Source organism: Paludibacterium sp. B53371 (assembly GCF_018802765.1).
In the GTDB taxonomy this organism is placed as follows: Bacteria; Pseudomonadota; Gammaproteobacteria; order Burkholderiales; family Chromobacteriaceae; genus Paludibacterium.
In genome coordinates this window covers 1,274,804-1,290,344 of record NZ_CP069163.1, presented here as the reverse complement: position 1 = coordinate 1,290,344, position 15,541 = coordinate 1,274,804, and the positions used below count along the sequence as shown (strand labels likewise).

Below are 15,541 nucleotides of genomic sequence, written 5' to 3'. Positions count from 1 at the left end.
AATCCTTGATGACATTGGGATTGCGGCTCATTTCGCTTTCATGATCTAAATCAGTATTGTGGTTGGCGGCTCAGTTATGCTGGTCTACATTCATTTTAAAGCACACGATTTTGGGGGCGGTCATGCTGGAAGTAGAAAACCTGATTGTGGCACTGGTCGAACCATCGAACGTTCAGGCGCAGATCATCAAGGCGGCGCTGCAGGAACGGGGGATCGACCAGGTCACGGTCTACGAGTCGGGCTCCGACCTGCTTGAAGCACTGGCTTCCAAATTGCCCGACCTGGTCTTCAGTGCGCTTTATCTGCCGGACATGACCGGCACGGATCTGGTCTATACCCTGCGCGACACCCCGGCCTGGGCCGATTTGCCGTTCATCCTGATCTCGAGCGAAACCAACCCCTACTACCTGGACCCGGTACGCCAGGCGGGCACCATGGCCATCCTGCCCAAGCCGTTCTCGCAGAATCAGCTGACCATGGCCCTGGAGAACACGCTGGACTTCCTCAATGCCGAGCAACTGGACATTCCGCTGGAAGACGACTTTGCCGACCTGAATGTCCTGCTGGTCGATGACAGCAGCACGGCGCGGCGTCATGTGCGCTTCATTCTGGAAAAGCTGGGCTTCGAGAAGATCTACGAGGCCAACAATGGCCTGGAGGCCATTCCCCTGCTCAACTCGCAGCTGTTTGATCTGGTCTTCACCGATTACAACATGCCGCAGATGGATGGTCGCGCCCTGGTCGAGTACATCCGCAAGGAAAGCATGCAGAGCTCGGTGCCGATCCTGATGGTATCAAGCGAGGACAACGAAGGGCGGCTGGCCGCGGTCGAGGCTGCCGGCGTCTCCGCCATCTGCGACAAGCCATTCGGCGCTGAAGTGGTACGCAAGCTGGTCGGCCAGTTGCTGATGGATCGCGACTGATCGCATGGGGGCGGCTGACACGCCGCCCTTTTCCGCACCAACTCCCCACAAAAAATCATGCACTTATGGCACGATTTTAATTTTTCCTATTGCCAAGGCAATTGATTTAGCGTATATTCCCTCCTCTTGCATTTCGCCGTGCGCTCACTCCCGCAACTTCTGCCCGGCGGACCCTGCTGTATTCATCGTCCCTGACCGTTTTCCAGGCTTCGTCCACGAGATGTCCCTTCGTACGGACCGTTGTTGTTCGCCGCTTGCCAGGTTGGTGCCGATGAGCCATGTGGCTATTTCAATTCCAAATGAAGCCACACAACCAGCCTTTTCAGGCCAAGTGACTCCCGGACACCTCCGGATCGAAAGGACATCATGACGTTTTCCGACCTGGGCATTTCGCCCCTGATTCTGCGCGCCCTCGAAGATGCCGGCTACAGCGAACCGACCCCGGTTCAGGCCGAAGCCATCCCCGCGGCGCTGGCGGGCGAAGACCTGCTGGTCTCGGCACAAACCGGCAGCGGCAAGACCGCCGCCTTCCTGCTGCCTGCACTGGTCAAGCTGACCGAACGCTCGACCGGCTCCGGCAAGGGCCCGCGTGTTCTGGTCCTGACCCCGACGCGCGAACTGGCGCAACAAGTTGAAAAGAACGCCACCGAATACGGCACCCACCTGCGCTGGCTGCGCACTGTCTGCCTGGTCGGCGGCGCCTCCTTCGGTTATCAGGTCCGCGCCATGTCGCGCCCGATCGACATCATGGTCGCCACCCCGGGCCGCCTGATGGATCACATGCGCCAGGGCCGCATCGACTTCTCCCGTCTGGAAATGCTGGTCCTGGACGAAGCGGACCGCATGCTGGACATGGGCTTCATCGAAGACATCGAAACCATCGTGCAGGCCACCCCGGCTGCCCGTCAGACTGTGCTGTTCTCCGCCACGCTCGACGGCGTGGTCGGCAAGCTGGCACAGAAGCTGACCAAGGATGCCAAGCGCGTCGAAATCGAGCGCAAGGAAAGCGGCGGCAACATCGAAGAACACCTGCTGTACGCCGACAACCAGGCGCACAAGGATCGTCTGCTGGACCATATCCTGCGCGAAGCCGGTTTCGATCAGGCCGTGATTTTCACTGCCACCAAGATCGGTTCCGAAGAGCTGGCCGACAAGCTGGCCGACCAGGGTTTCTCCGCCGCCTGCCTGCATGGCGACATGCCGCAGAACTGGCGTAACCGTACCCTGAACGACCTGCGTCGCGGCCGCATCAAGGTACTGGTGGCCACCGACGTGGCCGCGCGCGGCATCGACGTGCCGACCATTGACCTGGTGGTCAACTACGACCTGCCGAAGCAGGCCGAAGACTACGTGCACCGCATCGGCCGTACCGGTCGTGCCGGCCGTAACGGCACGGCCATCACCATGTCGGAGACCAAGGAATTCCATCGCGTCCGTCGCATCGAGCAATACCTGAAGCGTCAGATCACCGAGGGTGTCATCGAAGGTCTGGAACCGACCCGTCGTCCGCCGAAGGGTGGCAATGGCCAGCGTCGCGGCGGCAATGGCAACGGCGGTCAGCGCCGTCATGGCAGCGGCGGCGGCTATGGCGCCCAGCGCAAGCCGGGCAGCGGCTACGCCAAGCGAGCCCCGCGTCAGCAGACTGCCGGCTGATCCTCAGCCCGAGCCATCAGGCAACAAGCCGCATCCCCGGATGCGGCTTGTTTCATTTCAGCCCTCCCTCACCCGGCGCTGCAGCAAATCCCGCAGGACCTGCAGATAACGCTGCACCCCATCAAAACTGTCGACACTGACCCGACACCAGCCGGGCAAGGTGTTGATCGGATAGCAGACGCTCACGTCGGCAGCGGCCAGGCCAGCCAGCCAGAACGCCGCCTCTCCCGGCAGGCGATGCAGCACAAAATTCAGCACTGAACAACGCGGTGACAACTGCAGGGCCTCCAGCCCTTCGCACAATGCCGCCCGCGCCGTCGCCAGCAGCCAGCGAGCATGCTCCAGCCAGGCCGGATTTTGCAAAGCCTCGGCCGCGGCCAGCAGACCGGGCAGATTCAGTGCCGGTGCCAGCGCCGCCTGCAGACCGGCCAGCCAGCCGGCATCACGCCCAACCGCAAAGCCGACGCGTAAACCAGCCAGCCCATAGGCTTTGGAAAAGGTGCGCAAGACCAGCAGCGAGGACGGCAAGGCATCCAGCCGGGACAGCAGCGAATGCGCCTCGGGCTCGGGCAGAAACTCCATATAGGCTTCGTCGATGATGAAACGCACCCGTGGCGATGCCTCGCACATCCAGGCATCCAGCAGCGTCTGATCCAGCATTTGTCCGCCATGGCAATCCGGGTTGCTCAGATAGACCAGGGCGGCCCCCCGGTGTTGCTCGACGCGCTGGCGCAAGCCTGGCAAATCGATGCTGCCATCCGGAAGCCAGCGACAGAATTCGCTTGGCAAGGCACCGGCCATCGCCGGCAAAAGGGGAAAAACCGGGGCACTATAGAACAGACGGGCATCCGGCCGGCGAGCAAAATGAGCCAGCACGGTCTGCAGGATGGCCGTGGCGCCGGCCCCGAGGACGAACTCCTCGGGACGACGACGATGATAAATCGCCAGGCGTTGCACCAGACGCGCCGCCTCCCGCGCAGGGTATTGCCAGGCCAGCGGACCTGCCGAAGACAACAGGCGGCGAACCGCTGGCGACAAGCCATGACGACATTCGTTCCGATGCAGATTGAGCACGATACCCCCGATCCAAATGACAGGGGTTCATGATGGCGAGAACCGACCTCAGCGCAAAGCAGCCAGCAGGCGAACCACCATTCACTGACGCGCTTTTAGGCACATTCCTTCTGACGTTCAGGCATCGGCCTGCAAGCTGCGCGCCAGCTCCTGCATGGCCGTCCGGCTCACGCTTACCGGGACAATCACTCGCCGCACCGGCTCTTCCGGCGAGAGCAGAAGTTCTTCCATGCACACCCGGGTCCCCTCCTCGATCTCATCGGCCGAGCGCACCACGCCCATACGGTCGAGTGTCAGCGACGCCTGCTGCAGACGGAAGTAGTCCTGCGGATGGCTCAGCATATGCGCCACCAGTTCCAGCAGGCCGTTCAGGGTCGTCACACTGCGCACTTCATTCAGGCGGCACTGCGCGGCCTCCTGCCGCTGCAGCAAACCGGCGCGATCGCGCGGCAGGGGGTCGTCATCCGGCAGGGCATCAATCAGCAGAGACTCGGGGTGGCTCAGCGCCGTCAGGCGCAAGCGGATGCGGGTCAGTTCACTTTCCAGATCACTGCGCTCCTTGGCCAGCAGCGCCAGCCGCTGCGCCACCAGGCCGGCAATCACCTCCAGCGCCCGCTCCGCGGTACTCGCCCGCAAGACCTCGACAGACGGGCAAGGCAGCACCATGCGATGGTGATCAAAGCTGACGACCGTCTGGGCGACATCACTGCGTACCTCACCGTTGAGTGTGGCCATCCCATAGCGCTGACTGTCACGCCGCTGCATCAGCAGCAGTGCCAGCGCCTGATCGCCCTGCGAGGGGGACGCAAAGAAGGCCTGCAGCGCATCACTACGCATCAGCATGCCGAGCAGACTGGCCGGCGAAGAGAAAAACAGCCCCAGACGACGGTCCAGGGTAAAAGACAGCAGGGAAAGCTCCAGCGGATCGGGCAGATCGCGCACCAGCTCGGCGGCATAGTCGCGGCAGACCCGCACCCCGGGCAGCAGGGCCTTGCGATAACCCGGCAGCAAGGCCAGGCGCGCATCGGTCGCCGCCACCATCCGCTCGATGGTGGCCAGCTCCTCGGCACTGGCCGAGGCTGAACTACCGAAAACCCTGCGTATCAGGTTGCCGAACATCGGTCACCCATCACGGAAAATTGAAAAGGCCCGGAACGCCGTGCGCGCCTCAGAACGATTCGTCTTCGCGCAGATAGCGCCATTGCCCCGGTGGCAGATTGCCCAGCATGATCTTGCCGATGCGCACCCGTTTCAGGCCGGTCACACGCAAGCCGACCAGTTCGCACATGCGGCGGATCTGGCGCTTCTTGCCCTGGCGCAGGACAAAGCGCAACTGGTCCTCGTTCTGCCAGCTGACCTGGGCCGGCAGCAGGGCTTCGCCATCCAGTTCCAGACCGTGATTGAGCAGCGTGAGCCCCTGCGGAATCATCTGCCCGGTCACCCGAACCAGATACTCTTTTTCGACCTGGGAATTCTCCCCGATCAACTGCTTGGCAATGCGACCATCCTGGGTCAGCACCAGCAGACCGACCGAATCAATATCCAGCCGCCCGGCCGGCGCCAGCCCCTTGAGATGGCCCGGCGTGAAGCGCTGTCGTGCCGTATCGCCCACCCAGCGACTACTGCCGGTCACCAGCGTCACGGCCGGCGGATAGCCCTTCTCTGCCTGTCCGGAGACATAGCCAACCGGTTTGTTGAGCAGAATCGTCACGCGTGCCGACTGAGCGGCACGGGCACGGGCATCGACCTCGATGGTCTGGTGCGGCAACACCTTCAGACCAAGTATCGCCACTTCCCCATCGACCTTGACCCATCCCTGCTCAATATAGCTGTCGGCCTCACGGCGAGAGCAGATGCCCAATTCGGCCAGGCGTTTGGAAAGACGTACCGGTTCCATCAGAACTCCCAAGCAATAAAGGCGATCTCCGATTGCGACGGGATCGCCTTCTCAATTAAACAAGCCGTATTGTAAGAGATTGGCGCCGGGAACAAAACCGCTTCAATGTACAAACGGGCGCAAACTCTCGGCAATGGCAGCGGCCAGTGCCGCACTGGCCTGTTCATGGGCAAGCACCAGGGCCGTCGCATCCTGACCACTCAGCGCGAACGAACGCGTCAGACGCCCCTGCCCGACGGGCTGACCGGCATGCAGGATCTGCCAGCGGGCATCCAGCTGCAGCCTCTCGCGACCGGCATCCAGTGCCAGAACATCCAGCGCAACCTGCCAGTCGGCTGCCAGTGGCGAAGCAGACGGCCAGGCGCGCACCTGAGCCGTGACCAGGGACCGGCCGAGCTGCCTGGCCAGGTCCAGTGCCAGCAGATTGGCCAACGGCGCCGCCCATTCGGCCTGCGGCAGAAAATGCACCTGACCATCCGCGCCGGTTTGCTGCAACTGCGGGCGGTTGAGCCAGCCGGGCAAGGAAACCGGCCCGATCTGCAAAGTGGGACCGTCCGACCGGCTCGGCGGCTCGGTGCCGCCCTGCTCGGGCAGTCGATAGTAATGCACCGGTGCCGAGGCGCAACCGAACAACAACAGGCACAACCACAAGGCAAGGATACGGTTCATGGTGCCTCTCCTGCTTTACCGCGAATCAGCGCCTCGGGATGGCGCTGCAAGGTGTCGGTCAGCGTTTTCACACTCTGCGCTGCCGCCGTCACTTCATGGGCGGCATCGCGCAGATCCTGCTGCAGCGGGGCATCCGGCCGCAGCGTCTGACGCGCACTGTCCAGTGTCTGCTGCAGGGACTGCAGGGTGCTGAGCAATTGCGGCAGACCTTGCTGACTCATGCCATTCATCAGGCGATCGGTCTGCTGCAGCGTCCCATTGAGCGTATGCAGCGAGCGGCGCAGATCCGCCGACAGAACATCCAGCTGCATGCGGTCAATACTGCGGGCAATCCGTGTCAGACTATGCTGCAGCTCGCCGATGTCGCCCGGCATGCTGGGCAACAACAGCTGACCATTCAGATGCCCCAGGCGCGCACGCGGCGCATCGGCAAAGTAATCGATGGCGACATACAACTGACCGGTCAGCAGGCTGGCCGTGCGCAACTGGGCTCGCAAGCCATGTGCCACCGCAGACGCCAGCTTCGCCTCCTCCAGCTCTGCGCGCTGTGGCTTGCCCCCGGCCACCGCCGTCAGACGATCCGGATAGATGCGCAGGCTGACCAGCATCTTGGGCGCCCCCGGCGGCGAGGCCGGATCCAGCGCCAGGCCGGCAACTTCGCCAATCGCAATACCACGGAAATCCACCGGGGCACCGATTGTCAGCCCGCGCACCGAATCGGCAAACCGCACCTGATAGCGCAGCACCGTGGTTTCGACCTGGCGCAACGCCTGATCATGGTTGCGAGCCAGCAGGAACACATGGTTGCTCGATGCCTCGCTGCCCCGGCCTTCATCCGGCGTCTCAAAGGCCACGCCGCCGAGCGCCACCGACATCAGTGACTGGGTCGCCAGCTTCAGTCCGTTGGCGTCCATGCTGACGTCAATCCCGCTGGCGTGCCAAAAGCGGCTGTTGTTGCGGACATACTGGTCATACGGCTGATTGACGAAGACGGCCACCGCCACACTCTGGCCATCGGGCGCCAGGTGGTAGCCCACCACCTGACCGACCGGAACCCGGCGATACAAGACCGGCGAGCCAACCTCCAGCGAACCGAGATCCTCAGCCTGCAGGGTAAACTGCCGCCCCGGACGGTCACTGCTGACAATCGGCGCCTCGTCCAGCCCGGTAAAATGATCACTGGTCTGGCTGGCATGACCGACGTCCATGGCGATATACGAGCCGGACAACAGCGTGTCCAGACCGGACACCGTGCCGCCGCTGATCCGCGGACGCACCACCCAGAAACGACTGTCCGCCAGCAAATAGGGCGAAGCCTCGCGCACCAGGCGTGCCTTGACCTGAATATGATGCCGGTCCGGACTCAGTGTCACCGCCGTCACCTCTCCGATGTCCACATCACGGTACTTGATGCGCGTCTTGCCCGCCTCCAGCCCCTGGCCGGAGGTAAACAGAATGGTGATGGTCGGACCGCGCGACAGGATGGTGTTCACCACCAGCCAGGCCCCGATCAGTGCTGCCAGCAGCGGCACCAGCCAGACCAGGGAGGGATTAATCCGGCGCCGTGGCAGCACCCTGGCTTCCGGCAAGAAGGAAGACGGGTCGGGCTCAGTCATGCAAGGTTTCCTTGTTGTTATCCCAGATCAGCCGCGGATCAAACGCATTGGCGGCCAGCATGGTCAGCACCACCACCGCGGCAAAGGCCAGCGCCCCGGGGCCGGCCTGAATGCTGGCCAGCCCGCGCAGTTGCACCAGCGCCACCAGCAGGCCAACCACATAAATATCCAGCATCGACCATGGCCCGATGGCCTCCAGCAGCCGGTACAGGCGAGTACGCTGCTCGGGCGCCCAGCGCCAGCGCCAGCGAATCGACAGCAGCAAAAAGCTCAGGCTGAGCATTTTCAGCAAGGGCACCAGGATGCTGGCCACAAACACCACCAGCGCCAGCGGCCAGGAACCTGCCAGCCACAGATACACCACTCCGCTCAAAATCGTGTCGTCCTGGCGGCCGAACAAGGTACGGGTCGTCATGATCGGCAGCACATTGGCCGGCAGATAGCAGAGAAACGCCGCCAGCAACCAGGCCGTACAGCGACTCAGGCTATCCGGCTTGCGACGCGCCAGCCGGCTGCCACACACAGGGCAAACCGACTCGCCATCGCCTGCCAGCCGGCAGGTGGTCCCGCACACCAGGCAGGTCGACAACGCCATCATCCGGCTCCCTGTGCCTGTTGCAGGCGACGATAACTGGCCCACAGACCACGCGAATCGAACTGACTGGCATTGAGCGCCAGCAGCAGAATCAGGGCGAAAAATGCCCATAAGCCAACACCAGGCGCGATATCCGCCAGATGCGACAGCTTGACCAGCGCCACCAGCACGCCCATCAGGAACACCTCGGCCATCCCCCAGGGATGCAAGACATGCAGAATACGCAGAATTCGGTCAAAGCCGGGGGGGACGCGCCGGAGCAACAGGGGAAACATCAGATAGCCCAGCACCAGCAACTCCAGCAGCGGCACCAGCATGGCGGTGGCTGCCACCAGCAGCGCCACCGGCCACATACCTTGCTGCCAGAGTGCCCAGGCAGTCCCCAGCAAGGTCGTGGCGGTGCGTGCCCCCTGGGCGCTCATCGACACAATCGGGAAGACATTGGCCAGCAACAACACCAGCAGCCCCGTCAGCACCAGGGCACAACGTGCCTGCAAGCCGATACCGGGGCCACGCAGCAGCACGGCCCCGCAACGCGGGCATTGCGCCCGCTCGCCGGCGCTCAGCGGCGTCAGACGCTGCAGCAGGTCACAGTCATGACAGACAATCAGCCCATCCCGGTTCGGCTCGCCCCCTTGCATTGTCCCTCCGCCGGAAACGCCAGACCTCGGCCGCGCCTCAGTTCTGGGCTTCGCGCACATCCGTTGGCGACAATGTCGCCTGGCTGCCTTCTTCTTTGTTCCACTTGCCGGACAGACTCCAGCGCTTGTCCGGGGCACTGAGCGTCAGATCCCAGCGCGAAGCCTGACTGGGCTGCAGTGCCGCGCTGTAACGGCCATCGGGCCCGACCACCAGATTCACGGTCTGATCCAGGCTGGCGATGGTCGGGTGCGACAACTGCAGGGTCAGCACCGGCGGCAAGGGCTCGTTCACCTTGCGCTGCAGGACCAGCGTCACGCTGTTATCGGCAAAGGTCAGCTGGCCAAGCAAACCCATCTTCTCGGCCGTTTTGCCGGCCTCGATCAATGAATTGATCGACTGGCCAGCCGCGTAATACTGCTCCTGCACCATCGGATCCGTGCCGTGGGTGGCGATATAGATGAAATAGCTGCCGACACAGACAGAGGAAAACGGAATGGCAATCAGCAACCACGGCCAACGATGCTTGTACCAGGGTGCCGACATACTCGAATTGGATTGGATAGTCATGGTTTCTCCGCCTGCAAGATGTTTTTCTCTCGATTATCCGTCATATCACTACGGCATGAAAGACCATGATCCCAAGTATTGTACTTCGCCGATCGCCTTACAAATAATCCTTCAGGCGGTAATACAGCATGCCCAGCACCAGCGCCGGTGTGCGCAACAGAGCGCCGCCCGGGAAAGGACGGTGGCGCAAGCGCGAGAACAGCTCGAAACGGGTGTTTTCATGCGCGATCGCCTCGGCCAGCATCTTGCCGGCAATCCCGGTAATGTTCACCCCGTGGCCGGAAAAACCCTGCAGGTAGTAGATCGAAGGGCTCAGCCGGCCAAAATCAGGCGCCCGGTTCATGGTGATGTCGCAGAACCCGCCCCAGGCGTAGTCGATCGACACATCTGCCAGCTGCGGGAACACGCGCAACATGTCACTGCGCATGGCCTGCGCCAGATCGCGCGGTTCGCGACCGGAGTAGCTGACCTTGCCGCCGAACAACATGCGGTGATCGGCGGACAGGCGGTAGTAGTCGAGCACGAAGTTGCTGTCGCACACCGCCATATTATTGGCAATCAGGCCACGGGCACGCTCGGCCCCCAACGGTTCGGTGGCAATGACATAGGTACCGACCGGCATGATGCGTGCCGACAACTCGGGGGCCAGGGTGCCACCAAACACATTGCAGGCCAGCACCAGGATCTTGCAGCTGACGCTGCCGCGCTCGGTCACGGCCTGGGGTGAGGGTTCGCGCACCAGCGAACGAACCGGGGTATTTTCGTAAATGGTGACACCGGCGGCTTCGGCGGCACGCGCCAGTCCGAGGGTATAGTTGAGGGGATGCAGATGGCCGGCCAGCGGATCAAACAGGCCGCCGACATAACGCTCGCTGCCCAACTGACTGCGCAGCTGCGGCAAGTCCCACCATTGGTAGTGCTGATAACCGTAGCGCCCGGCGGCTTCCTGCTGCCAGGCAGCCAGATCGCGCAGTTGACGGGGCTTTACCGCCACCGTGCAATATCCGCGCGTCCAGTCACAGTCGATCTGATGCTGCCGTACCCGCTGATCGATGATCTCGACCGCCTCGACCGACATGTCCCAGAACGATCTGGCGTACTCCTCTCCCGCCTGGGCGCGCAGGGTATCCATATCACAGGCAAAACCGCTGATCACCTGACCGCCATTGCGGCCCGAGGCGGCAAAACCGATCTGCGAGCCTTCCAGCAAACCGACGCTGAAGCCGCGCTCGGCCAGATTCAGCGCCGTCGACAAACCGGCCAGCCCGCCCCCGATCACGCACACATCGTACTGTGCGTTGCCATCCAGCGCCGGACGCAGGGTCCAGGGTGTGGCAGTGGCCGCATAGTAGGAGTGGGCATGGGGCTGGCGGGCATAATTCAGCATAAAAGCCTTTCAATGGCACGGGGTGTCTAAAAAGATTAGCGCATGCTTAATATTTTTGACAATAGCATTAAAAACAGCAAAACAACTAGCGGCTGATTGCCAAACGCGGCCAGCAGGATCAGACTGACCGGCTGCCGTCGGGATCCCTCACAGACTCATGCTTGTACCATTGATTGTTGCCTGCGCCATGCTGATGGAAAGCATGGACGCCACCGTCATTACCACCTCTCTGCCAGCCATTGCCCTGGAACTCGGCCACAGCCCGGTCACCCTCAAACTGGCGCTGACCGCCTATGTCGTCGGCCTGGGCATCTTCATCCCCATCAGCGGCTGGATGGCGGATCGTTTTGGTGCCCGGCGGGTTTTCAGCACTGCCATCGTGGTATTCATGCTCGGCTCGCTCGGCTGCGCACTGGCACACCATCTGACGACGTTTGTCCTGGCGCGCTTTCTGCAGGGCACCGGGGGCGCCATGATGGTGCCGGTCGGACGCATCGTGATTTTCCGCACCATTCCGAAAGCCGAGCTGATTCGAGCCATCGGCTACCTGACGATTCCGGCCCTGCTCGGACCGGTCATCGGCCCGCCGGTCGGCGGTTTCATCACGACCTATTTCGACTGGCGCTGGATCTTCCTCATCAACCTGCCCATCAGTGTCCTGGGGCTGTTCCTGTCCGCCCGTTATCTGCGCGCCTGGCGCGAGGCCGACTGCCCGCCGCTGGATGTCGCCGGCTTCCTGCTGTCCGGCACCGGCAGTGCGCTGCTGATGCTCGGCCTGGCCCTGATCGGCAGCGGGCTGGTCCCCGTGGCCTGGATCGCGGCGCTTTGTCTGGCGGGCAGCCTGTTGCTGATTTTCTACTGGCGGCATGCACAACAGACGGCACAACCCTTGCTGGACCTGAGCCTGCTGCGCATACCAACCCTGCGCGCCAGTGTACTGGGCGGCTCGCTGTTCCGCCTCGGCCTGGGCGCCACCCCCTTTCTGCTGCCGTTGTCACTGCAAATCGGCATGGGGCACAGCGCCTTTGCCGCCGGCATGGTGACCTGCGCCTCGGCACTGGGCGCCATTACCATGAAAACACTGGCCGCCCCGCTGCTGCAGCGCTTCGGTTACCGGCCGGTGATGCTGGTCAATGCGCTGCTTTGCGGTCTGGTGATGGCAGGCTACGGGCTGTTCACCCCCCATACCCCGATCTGGCTGATGATGCTGTTCGTGCTGTTTGGCGGTTTGTTTCCTTCGCTGCAATTCACCTGCCTCAACACCATTGTCTATGCCGACATCACCGACAAGGACATCAGTCGGGCCACCAGTCTGGCCAGTGTCGTGCAGCAGTTGTCACTGGGGCTGGGCGTGACCCTGGCCGGACTGGCACTGAGCTGGAACAGCGCCTGGCACGGGCATGCCGTTCCGCAGAGCAGCGACTTCTGGCCAGCCTTTCTGCTGATCGGTCTGTTCTCCTGCCTGTCGGTCCTGCCCACCCGCAAGCTGTCACCACAGGCCGGGCGATCGCTGACATGCGCGACCAGTGCCACCGACTGAGTCCGCGCCATACTTCTGTCAGACATTCCTGTTTTCAACGACTTACCCCCCGGCCCTCTGGTCTTCGTGCCGCGTCCGGCCCAGCATGACAGGGCTCGCATGACGAGCCTGGGGCCTGCCGCAAAGCCGGCAGGGACTGCGCCGGCCTGGCAGATGGCCCCAGCCACGCCACCCACCAGACGAGGGCCTTATGCGCACCCATTCAAATTCCCGACTTCATCGATCTGGACTTGGTCTGCTGATCGGACTTTGCCTGCCCGCCCTGGCGCAGGGCTCATTCAGCCTGATCTTCACCGGAGGGCCGCGACTGTCATGCGACCCGGCACCAAGCTATGTCGCCGGTTCGCACTGCTTTTCGCAGGCAGAACAAAACAAGCTGTTCGCGCGCCAGATCACCGCGCTGCGCAATGCCCGTCCTGACCTGAATCTCAAGGGCATGTGGATCAACGGCAATCTGACCGCCAGCGGCAGCCAGCAGCAGTGGGAGTGGCTGCAGAATTTCTGGCTGAAGGACCATGCGCCTGACTCGGCGTTCCCACACTGGTTCGGTCTGGGGGAAAACGAAATGCGCCTGCCCGCGGCCAAGGCCGTGATGCAGACGCAGATCAGCCAGACGGGGGGCCAGCAGGCACCGGCAGGCCAGGTCTTTTCGTTTGACTTCGCGGGGAGGCATTTCGTCCAGCTGCAGAGTTTCAAAAGCATTGGCGGGGTGGATCAGCGCCGCAACATTGACTGGCTGCGGGAGGATCGCCTGCGTGCGGTGAACAGCGACAAGCCGATCGTGGCCTTGCTGGATGACTCAACGCTCACTCACAGCATCAGGCCGGCGCTCACCGCCGTGGGCAGCGTCTGGGGCCGGCTGACCCGGGCGACCATTTTCACCACCCTGCCCACCAACGTGCTGGCACGGGAACGGGCACCGGGCGAAGGTCGAAGCTGGGGATTCATGCCCCCCAAGTGGCAAATCGGCGCCATCGAACAGGGCACGGCCTTACTGGTCACCTTCCATGACAACAAAAACAGCATGCGGGTCATGACCCTGCGCACCCAGGAAGGCAAGGCACTCCCCATCCTGACCGATCTGGGTGAGTTTTGGCTCTATGGGGTCGACGACGACCACTAGCCTGAGACAGGCCCGGCCCACGGCCCCGCCGGCAATGCCGGTTCGCCGTCGGGTCGGCGCCGCTCGATGAACAGGCTGCTGCCACTTTGCTTCTTGGCCATTTTTTTGGCCTCGGCCGCGGCAGCGCCAATTTCCACATGACTGCGATACTGGCCGGGCAGTACCTTCAGCACCCCGAGCGACAAGGAGGTGAGCGGGAAGAACGTCATCTCGCCACGCCGGTCTGCCAGGTGAAAGCCCTGCTCACTGACATGCTCGGGCGAAAAGTAATACGGTACGGCCTGGTCAAAGGCGGACAGCACCTTTCTCAGCCGGTGCTCCCAGTCGGCGCACTGCATCAGCACCACGAAATCGTCGCCGCCCACATGCCCGACAAAGTCGAGCGACTCATCCACCTCTTCCGACAGGATGTTGGCCACCAGCTCGATCAGCTCATCCCCGGCGGCGTAACCATACAGATCGTTGAACGGCTTGAAATGGTCGAGGTCGGCATAGGCCACAACAAAGTGCTGGCTGCTCTCGATCAACCGGTCGATCGCCTCGTTGATCGGCACATTGCCAGGCAGCCCGGTCAGCGGATTGGCATAGCGCGCGGCACTGATCTGCAGATCGGTGATCTTGCGCATCAGGTCATAGCAAGTGCCCATGCCGAGATAACTGCCGTCTTCGGTCAGAATGAAGCCATCTGCCAGATAGTCTTTGCCGGCAGCCAGCACCAGAGAAGACAAGGTGGTGATATCGGTATCGTCCGCCACGATCAGCGGGCGCTTTTCCATCATCACCGTGCAGCTTTTCTTGCCATACAGCTCGCGATTGAAGGGTCGGGCAAAGCTTTCCAGAAAATGATGGCGGCGCAGCAGGCCGACCGGCCGCCCCTGCTCCAGCACCGGGATGGCAAAACAATCCTGATCGGCAGCGAACAGGCGATACGCTTGTTCATTGGTATCCGAGACCTGCAGGGGATCCACCTCGATCAGCAGGTCACGCGCCACGATCTGGCGCGCACTGCCGCGCTGACGTTCACCGCTCCAGACAATCCCGCCAATCGAGTGCTGCAGCTGTTTGTCCGGCTCGCGCTCTGGTCTGGCAATCAGATACCCCTGGCCGTATTTCACGCCCAGATTGCGCAGCAGCCGCAATTCTGCAGCGGACTCGATGCCCTCGGCAATCAGCAGGGTGCCGGCCTGACGCGCCATGTCGACCATGGAACGGACAAACTGCTCCTTGAAAGGGTCTCGCTGAATGTTCTGCACGAAGTGCTTGTCCAGCTTGACGAAATCAGGCCGCAGCTCAGACCACAGCCGCAAGTTGGAATAGCCCTCGCCCAGATCATCCAGGGCAAGGTGAAAACCGTTGCGGCGGTAATATTCGGTGGCTTCGCGCAGGGCATGGTAGCTGGCAAACGGCAGGGTCTCGGTCAGTTCGATGACAATACGCTCGGGTTCCAGACCGATCTGCTTCAAATAGGCCAGGGTTTTTCCCGGGCGATGATCCGGTGACAGCAAGGTTTCCGGATTGACATTGAGGAACAGCCGCGCCGGCAAGCCCAGCTCGGCAAAGCGCTCCATGGTGACGCGGCGGCAACACTGGTCCAGCTGGATGGCCCGGCCGCATTGCGCCGCCTGCTGAAACAAATGCAGCGGCAGATGCAGGGGGCTGTCTGCCGGCCCGCGGATCAAGCCTTCGTGGCCGAGCGTGATCCCGCTTTGCAGATCGACGATGGGTTGATAGACCGGAAACAGCCGACGCTCGCGAATGATGCTCTCGAGTTCATCGCAGTTGGCGGCGAGCGCCAGCAACCCGCCCTCGCCCCCGCTTAATGACATATTCATCAAAGACTGACCCTATCAGACAG

General features: G+C 62.5%; 14 protein-coding genes. 4 read left to right on the top strand and 10 right to left on the bottom strand.

Features of this window, described 5'->3' with window-relative positions:
- The first annotated feature begins 122 nt into the window (after window positions 1-122).
- Window positions 123-923: a response regulator gene (locus JNO51_RS06190; protein WP_215782143.1), complete on the top strand. Its 801-nt coding sequence runs from the start codon at window positions 123-125 to the stop codon at window positions 921-923.
- Between the two features lie 366 nt (window positions 924-1,289).
- Window positions 1,290-2,576 carry a DEAD/DEAH box helicase gene (locus JNO51_RS06185; protein WP_215782142.1) on the top strand — a complete coding sequence of 429 codons (1,287 nt, stop codon included), beginning with the start codon at window positions 1,290-1,292 and terminating at the stop codon, window positions 2,574-2,576.
- Between the two features lie 57 nt (window positions 2,577-2,633).
- Here JNO51_RS06185 and JNO51_RS06180 read toward each other — a convergent pair whose 3' ends face one another.
- From JNO51_RS06180 to JNO51_RS06140, 9 genes are all read right to left on the bottom strand, one after another.
- Window positions 2,634-3,650 (bottom strand): histidinol-phosphate transaminase, encoded by a 1,017-nt coding sequence (locus JNO51_RS06180; RefSeq protein ID WP_215782141.1) that lies wholly within the window; start codon window positions 3,648-3,650, stop codon window positions 2,634-2,636.
- Between the two features lie 117 nt (window positions 3,651-3,767).
- On the bottom strand, window positions 3,768-4,769 hold the full coding sequence (locus JNO51_RS06175) for a hypothetical protein (protein ID WP_215782140.1): 1,002 nt from the start codon (window positions 4,767-4,769) through the stop codon (window positions 3,768-3,770).
- A gap of 49 nt (window positions 4,770-4,818) precedes the next feature.
- Window positions 4,819-5,547, bottom strand: coding sequence for a pseudouridine synthase (locus tag JNO51_RS06170; RefSeq protein ID WP_215782139.1), 729 nt, complete (start codon window positions 5,545-5,547; stop codon window positions 4,819-4,821).
- Window positions 5,548-5,649: 102 nt separating this feature from the next.
- The gene (locus JNO51_RS06165) at window positions 5,650-6,216 is read right to left on the bottom strand and encodes a membrane integrity-associated transporter subunit PqiC (protein ID WP_215782138.1); all 567 of its coding nucleotides are present in this window, start codon (window positions 6,214-6,216) and stop codon (window positions 5,650-5,652) included.
- A complete protein-coding gene (locus JNO51_RS06160) occupies window positions 6,213-7,832 on the bottom strand; it encodes an intermembrane transport protein PqiB (RefSeq protein ID WP_215782137.1) in 1,620 nt (539 codons plus the stop codon). The genes JNO51_RS06165 and JNO51_RS06160 overlap by 4 nt, the downstream gene beginning before the upstream one ends.
- Window positions 7,825-8,427 (bottom strand): paraquat-inducible protein A, encoded by a 603-nt coding sequence (locus JNO51_RS06155; RefSeq protein ID WP_252346202.1) that lies wholly within the window; start codon window positions 8,425-8,427, stop codon window positions 7,825-7,827. Before JNO51_RS06155 ends, JNO51_RS06160 begins: the two co-directional genes overlap by 8 nt.
- A complete protein-coding gene (locus tag JNO51_RS06150) occupies window positions 8,427-9,068 on the bottom strand; it encodes a paraquat-inducible protein A (protein WP_215782135.1) in 642 nt (213 codons plus the stop codon). Before JNO51_RS06150 ends, JNO51_RS06155 begins: the two co-directional genes overlap by 1 nt.
- Before the next feature lie 37 nt (window positions 9,069-9,105).
- On the bottom strand, window positions 9,106-9,636 hold the full coding sequence (locus JNO51_RS06145) for a FixH family protein (protein ID WP_215782134.1): 531 nt from the start codon (window positions 9,634-9,636) through the stop codon (window positions 9,106-9,108).
- 97 nt (window positions 9,637-9,733) lie between these two features.
- Window positions 9,734-11,023 (bottom strand): FAD-binding oxidoreductase, encoded by a 1,290-nt coding sequence (locus JNO51_RS06140; protein ID WP_215782133.1) that lies wholly within the window; start codon window positions 11,021-11,023, stop codon window positions 9,734-9,736.
- A gap of 157 nt (window positions 11,024-11,180) precedes the next feature.
- On the opposite strand from JNO51_RS06140, the gene JNO51_RS06135 reads away from it, so the two are divergent.
- Window positions 11,181-12,563, top strand: coding sequence for an MFS transporter (locus JNO51_RS06135; RefSeq protein WP_215782132.1), 1,383 nt, complete (start codon window positions 11,181-11,183; stop codon window positions 12,561-12,563).
- A gap of 190 nt (window positions 12,564-12,753) precedes the next feature.
- Window positions 12,754-13,686: a hypothetical protein gene (locus JNO51_RS06130; protein WP_215782131.1), complete on the top strand. Its 933-nt coding sequence runs from the start codon at window positions 12,754-12,756 to the stop codon at window positions 13,684-13,686.
- On the opposite strand, the gene JNO51_RS06125 is transcribed toward JNO51_RS06130, so the two are convergent.
- Complete coding sequence (locus JNO51_RS06125) at window positions 13,683-15,518, bottom strand: GGDEF domain-containing protein (protein ID WP_252346201.1); 1,836 nt, start codon at window positions 15,516-15,518, stop codon at window positions 13,683-13,685. The genes JNO51_RS06130 and JNO51_RS06125 overlap by 4 nt on opposite strands.
- Between the last annotated feature and the right edge of the window lie 23 nt (window positions 15,519-15,541).

Coding starts and splice junctions, on each gene's coding strand:
- JNO51_RS06145 (WP_215782134.1), bottom strand. CDS start 9,636: ATGACTATCCAATCCAATTCGAGTATGTCGGCACCCTGGTACAAGCAT.
- JNO51_RS06160 (WP_215782137.1), bottom strand. CDS start 7,832: ATGACTGAGCCCGACCCGTCTTCCTTCTTGCCGGAAGCCAGGGTGCTG.
- JNO51_RS06165 (WP_215782138.1), bottom strand. CDS start 6,216: ATGAACCGTATCCTTGCCTTGTGGTTGTGCCTGTTGTTGTTCGGTTGC.
- JNO51_RS06150 (WP_215782135.1), bottom strand. CDS start 9,068: ATGCAAGGGGGCGAGCCGAACCGGGATGGGCTGATTGTCTGTCATGAC.
- JNO51_RS06135 (WP_215782132.1), top strand. CDS start 11,181: ATGCTTGTACCATTGATTGTTGCCTGCGCCATGCTGATGGAAAGCATG.
- JNO51_RS06190 (WP_215782143.1), top strand. CDS start 123: ATGCTGGAAGTAGAAAACCTGATTGTGGCACTGGTCGAACCATCGAAC.
- JNO51_RS06170 (WP_215782139.1), bottom strand. CDS start 5,547: ATGGAACCGGTACGTCTTTCCAAACGCCTGGCCGAATTGGGCATCTGC.
- JNO51_RS06175 (WP_215782140.1), bottom strand. CDS start 4,769: ATGTTCGGCAACCTGATACGCAGGGTTTTCGGTAGTTCAGCCTCGGCC.
- JNO51_RS06140 (WP_215782133.1), bottom strand. CDS start 11,023: ATGCTGAATTATGCCCGCCAGCCCCATGCCCACTCCTACTATGCGGCC.
- JNO51_RS06185 (WP_215782142.1), top strand. CDS start 1,290: ATGACGTTTTCCGACCTGGGCATTTCGCCCCTGATTCTGCGCGCCCTC.
- JNO51_RS06130 (WP_215782131.1), top strand. CDS start 12,754: ATGCGCACCCATTCAAATTCCCGACTTCATCGATCTGGACTTGGTCTG.
- JNO51_RS06155 (WP_252346202.1), bottom strand. CDS start 8,427: ATGGCGTTGTCGACCTGCCTGGTGTGCGGGACCACCTGCCGGCTGGCA.
- JNO51_RS06125 (WP_252346201.1), bottom strand. CDS start 15,518: ATGAATATGTCATTAAGCGGGGGCGAGGGCGGGTTGCTGGCGCTCGCC.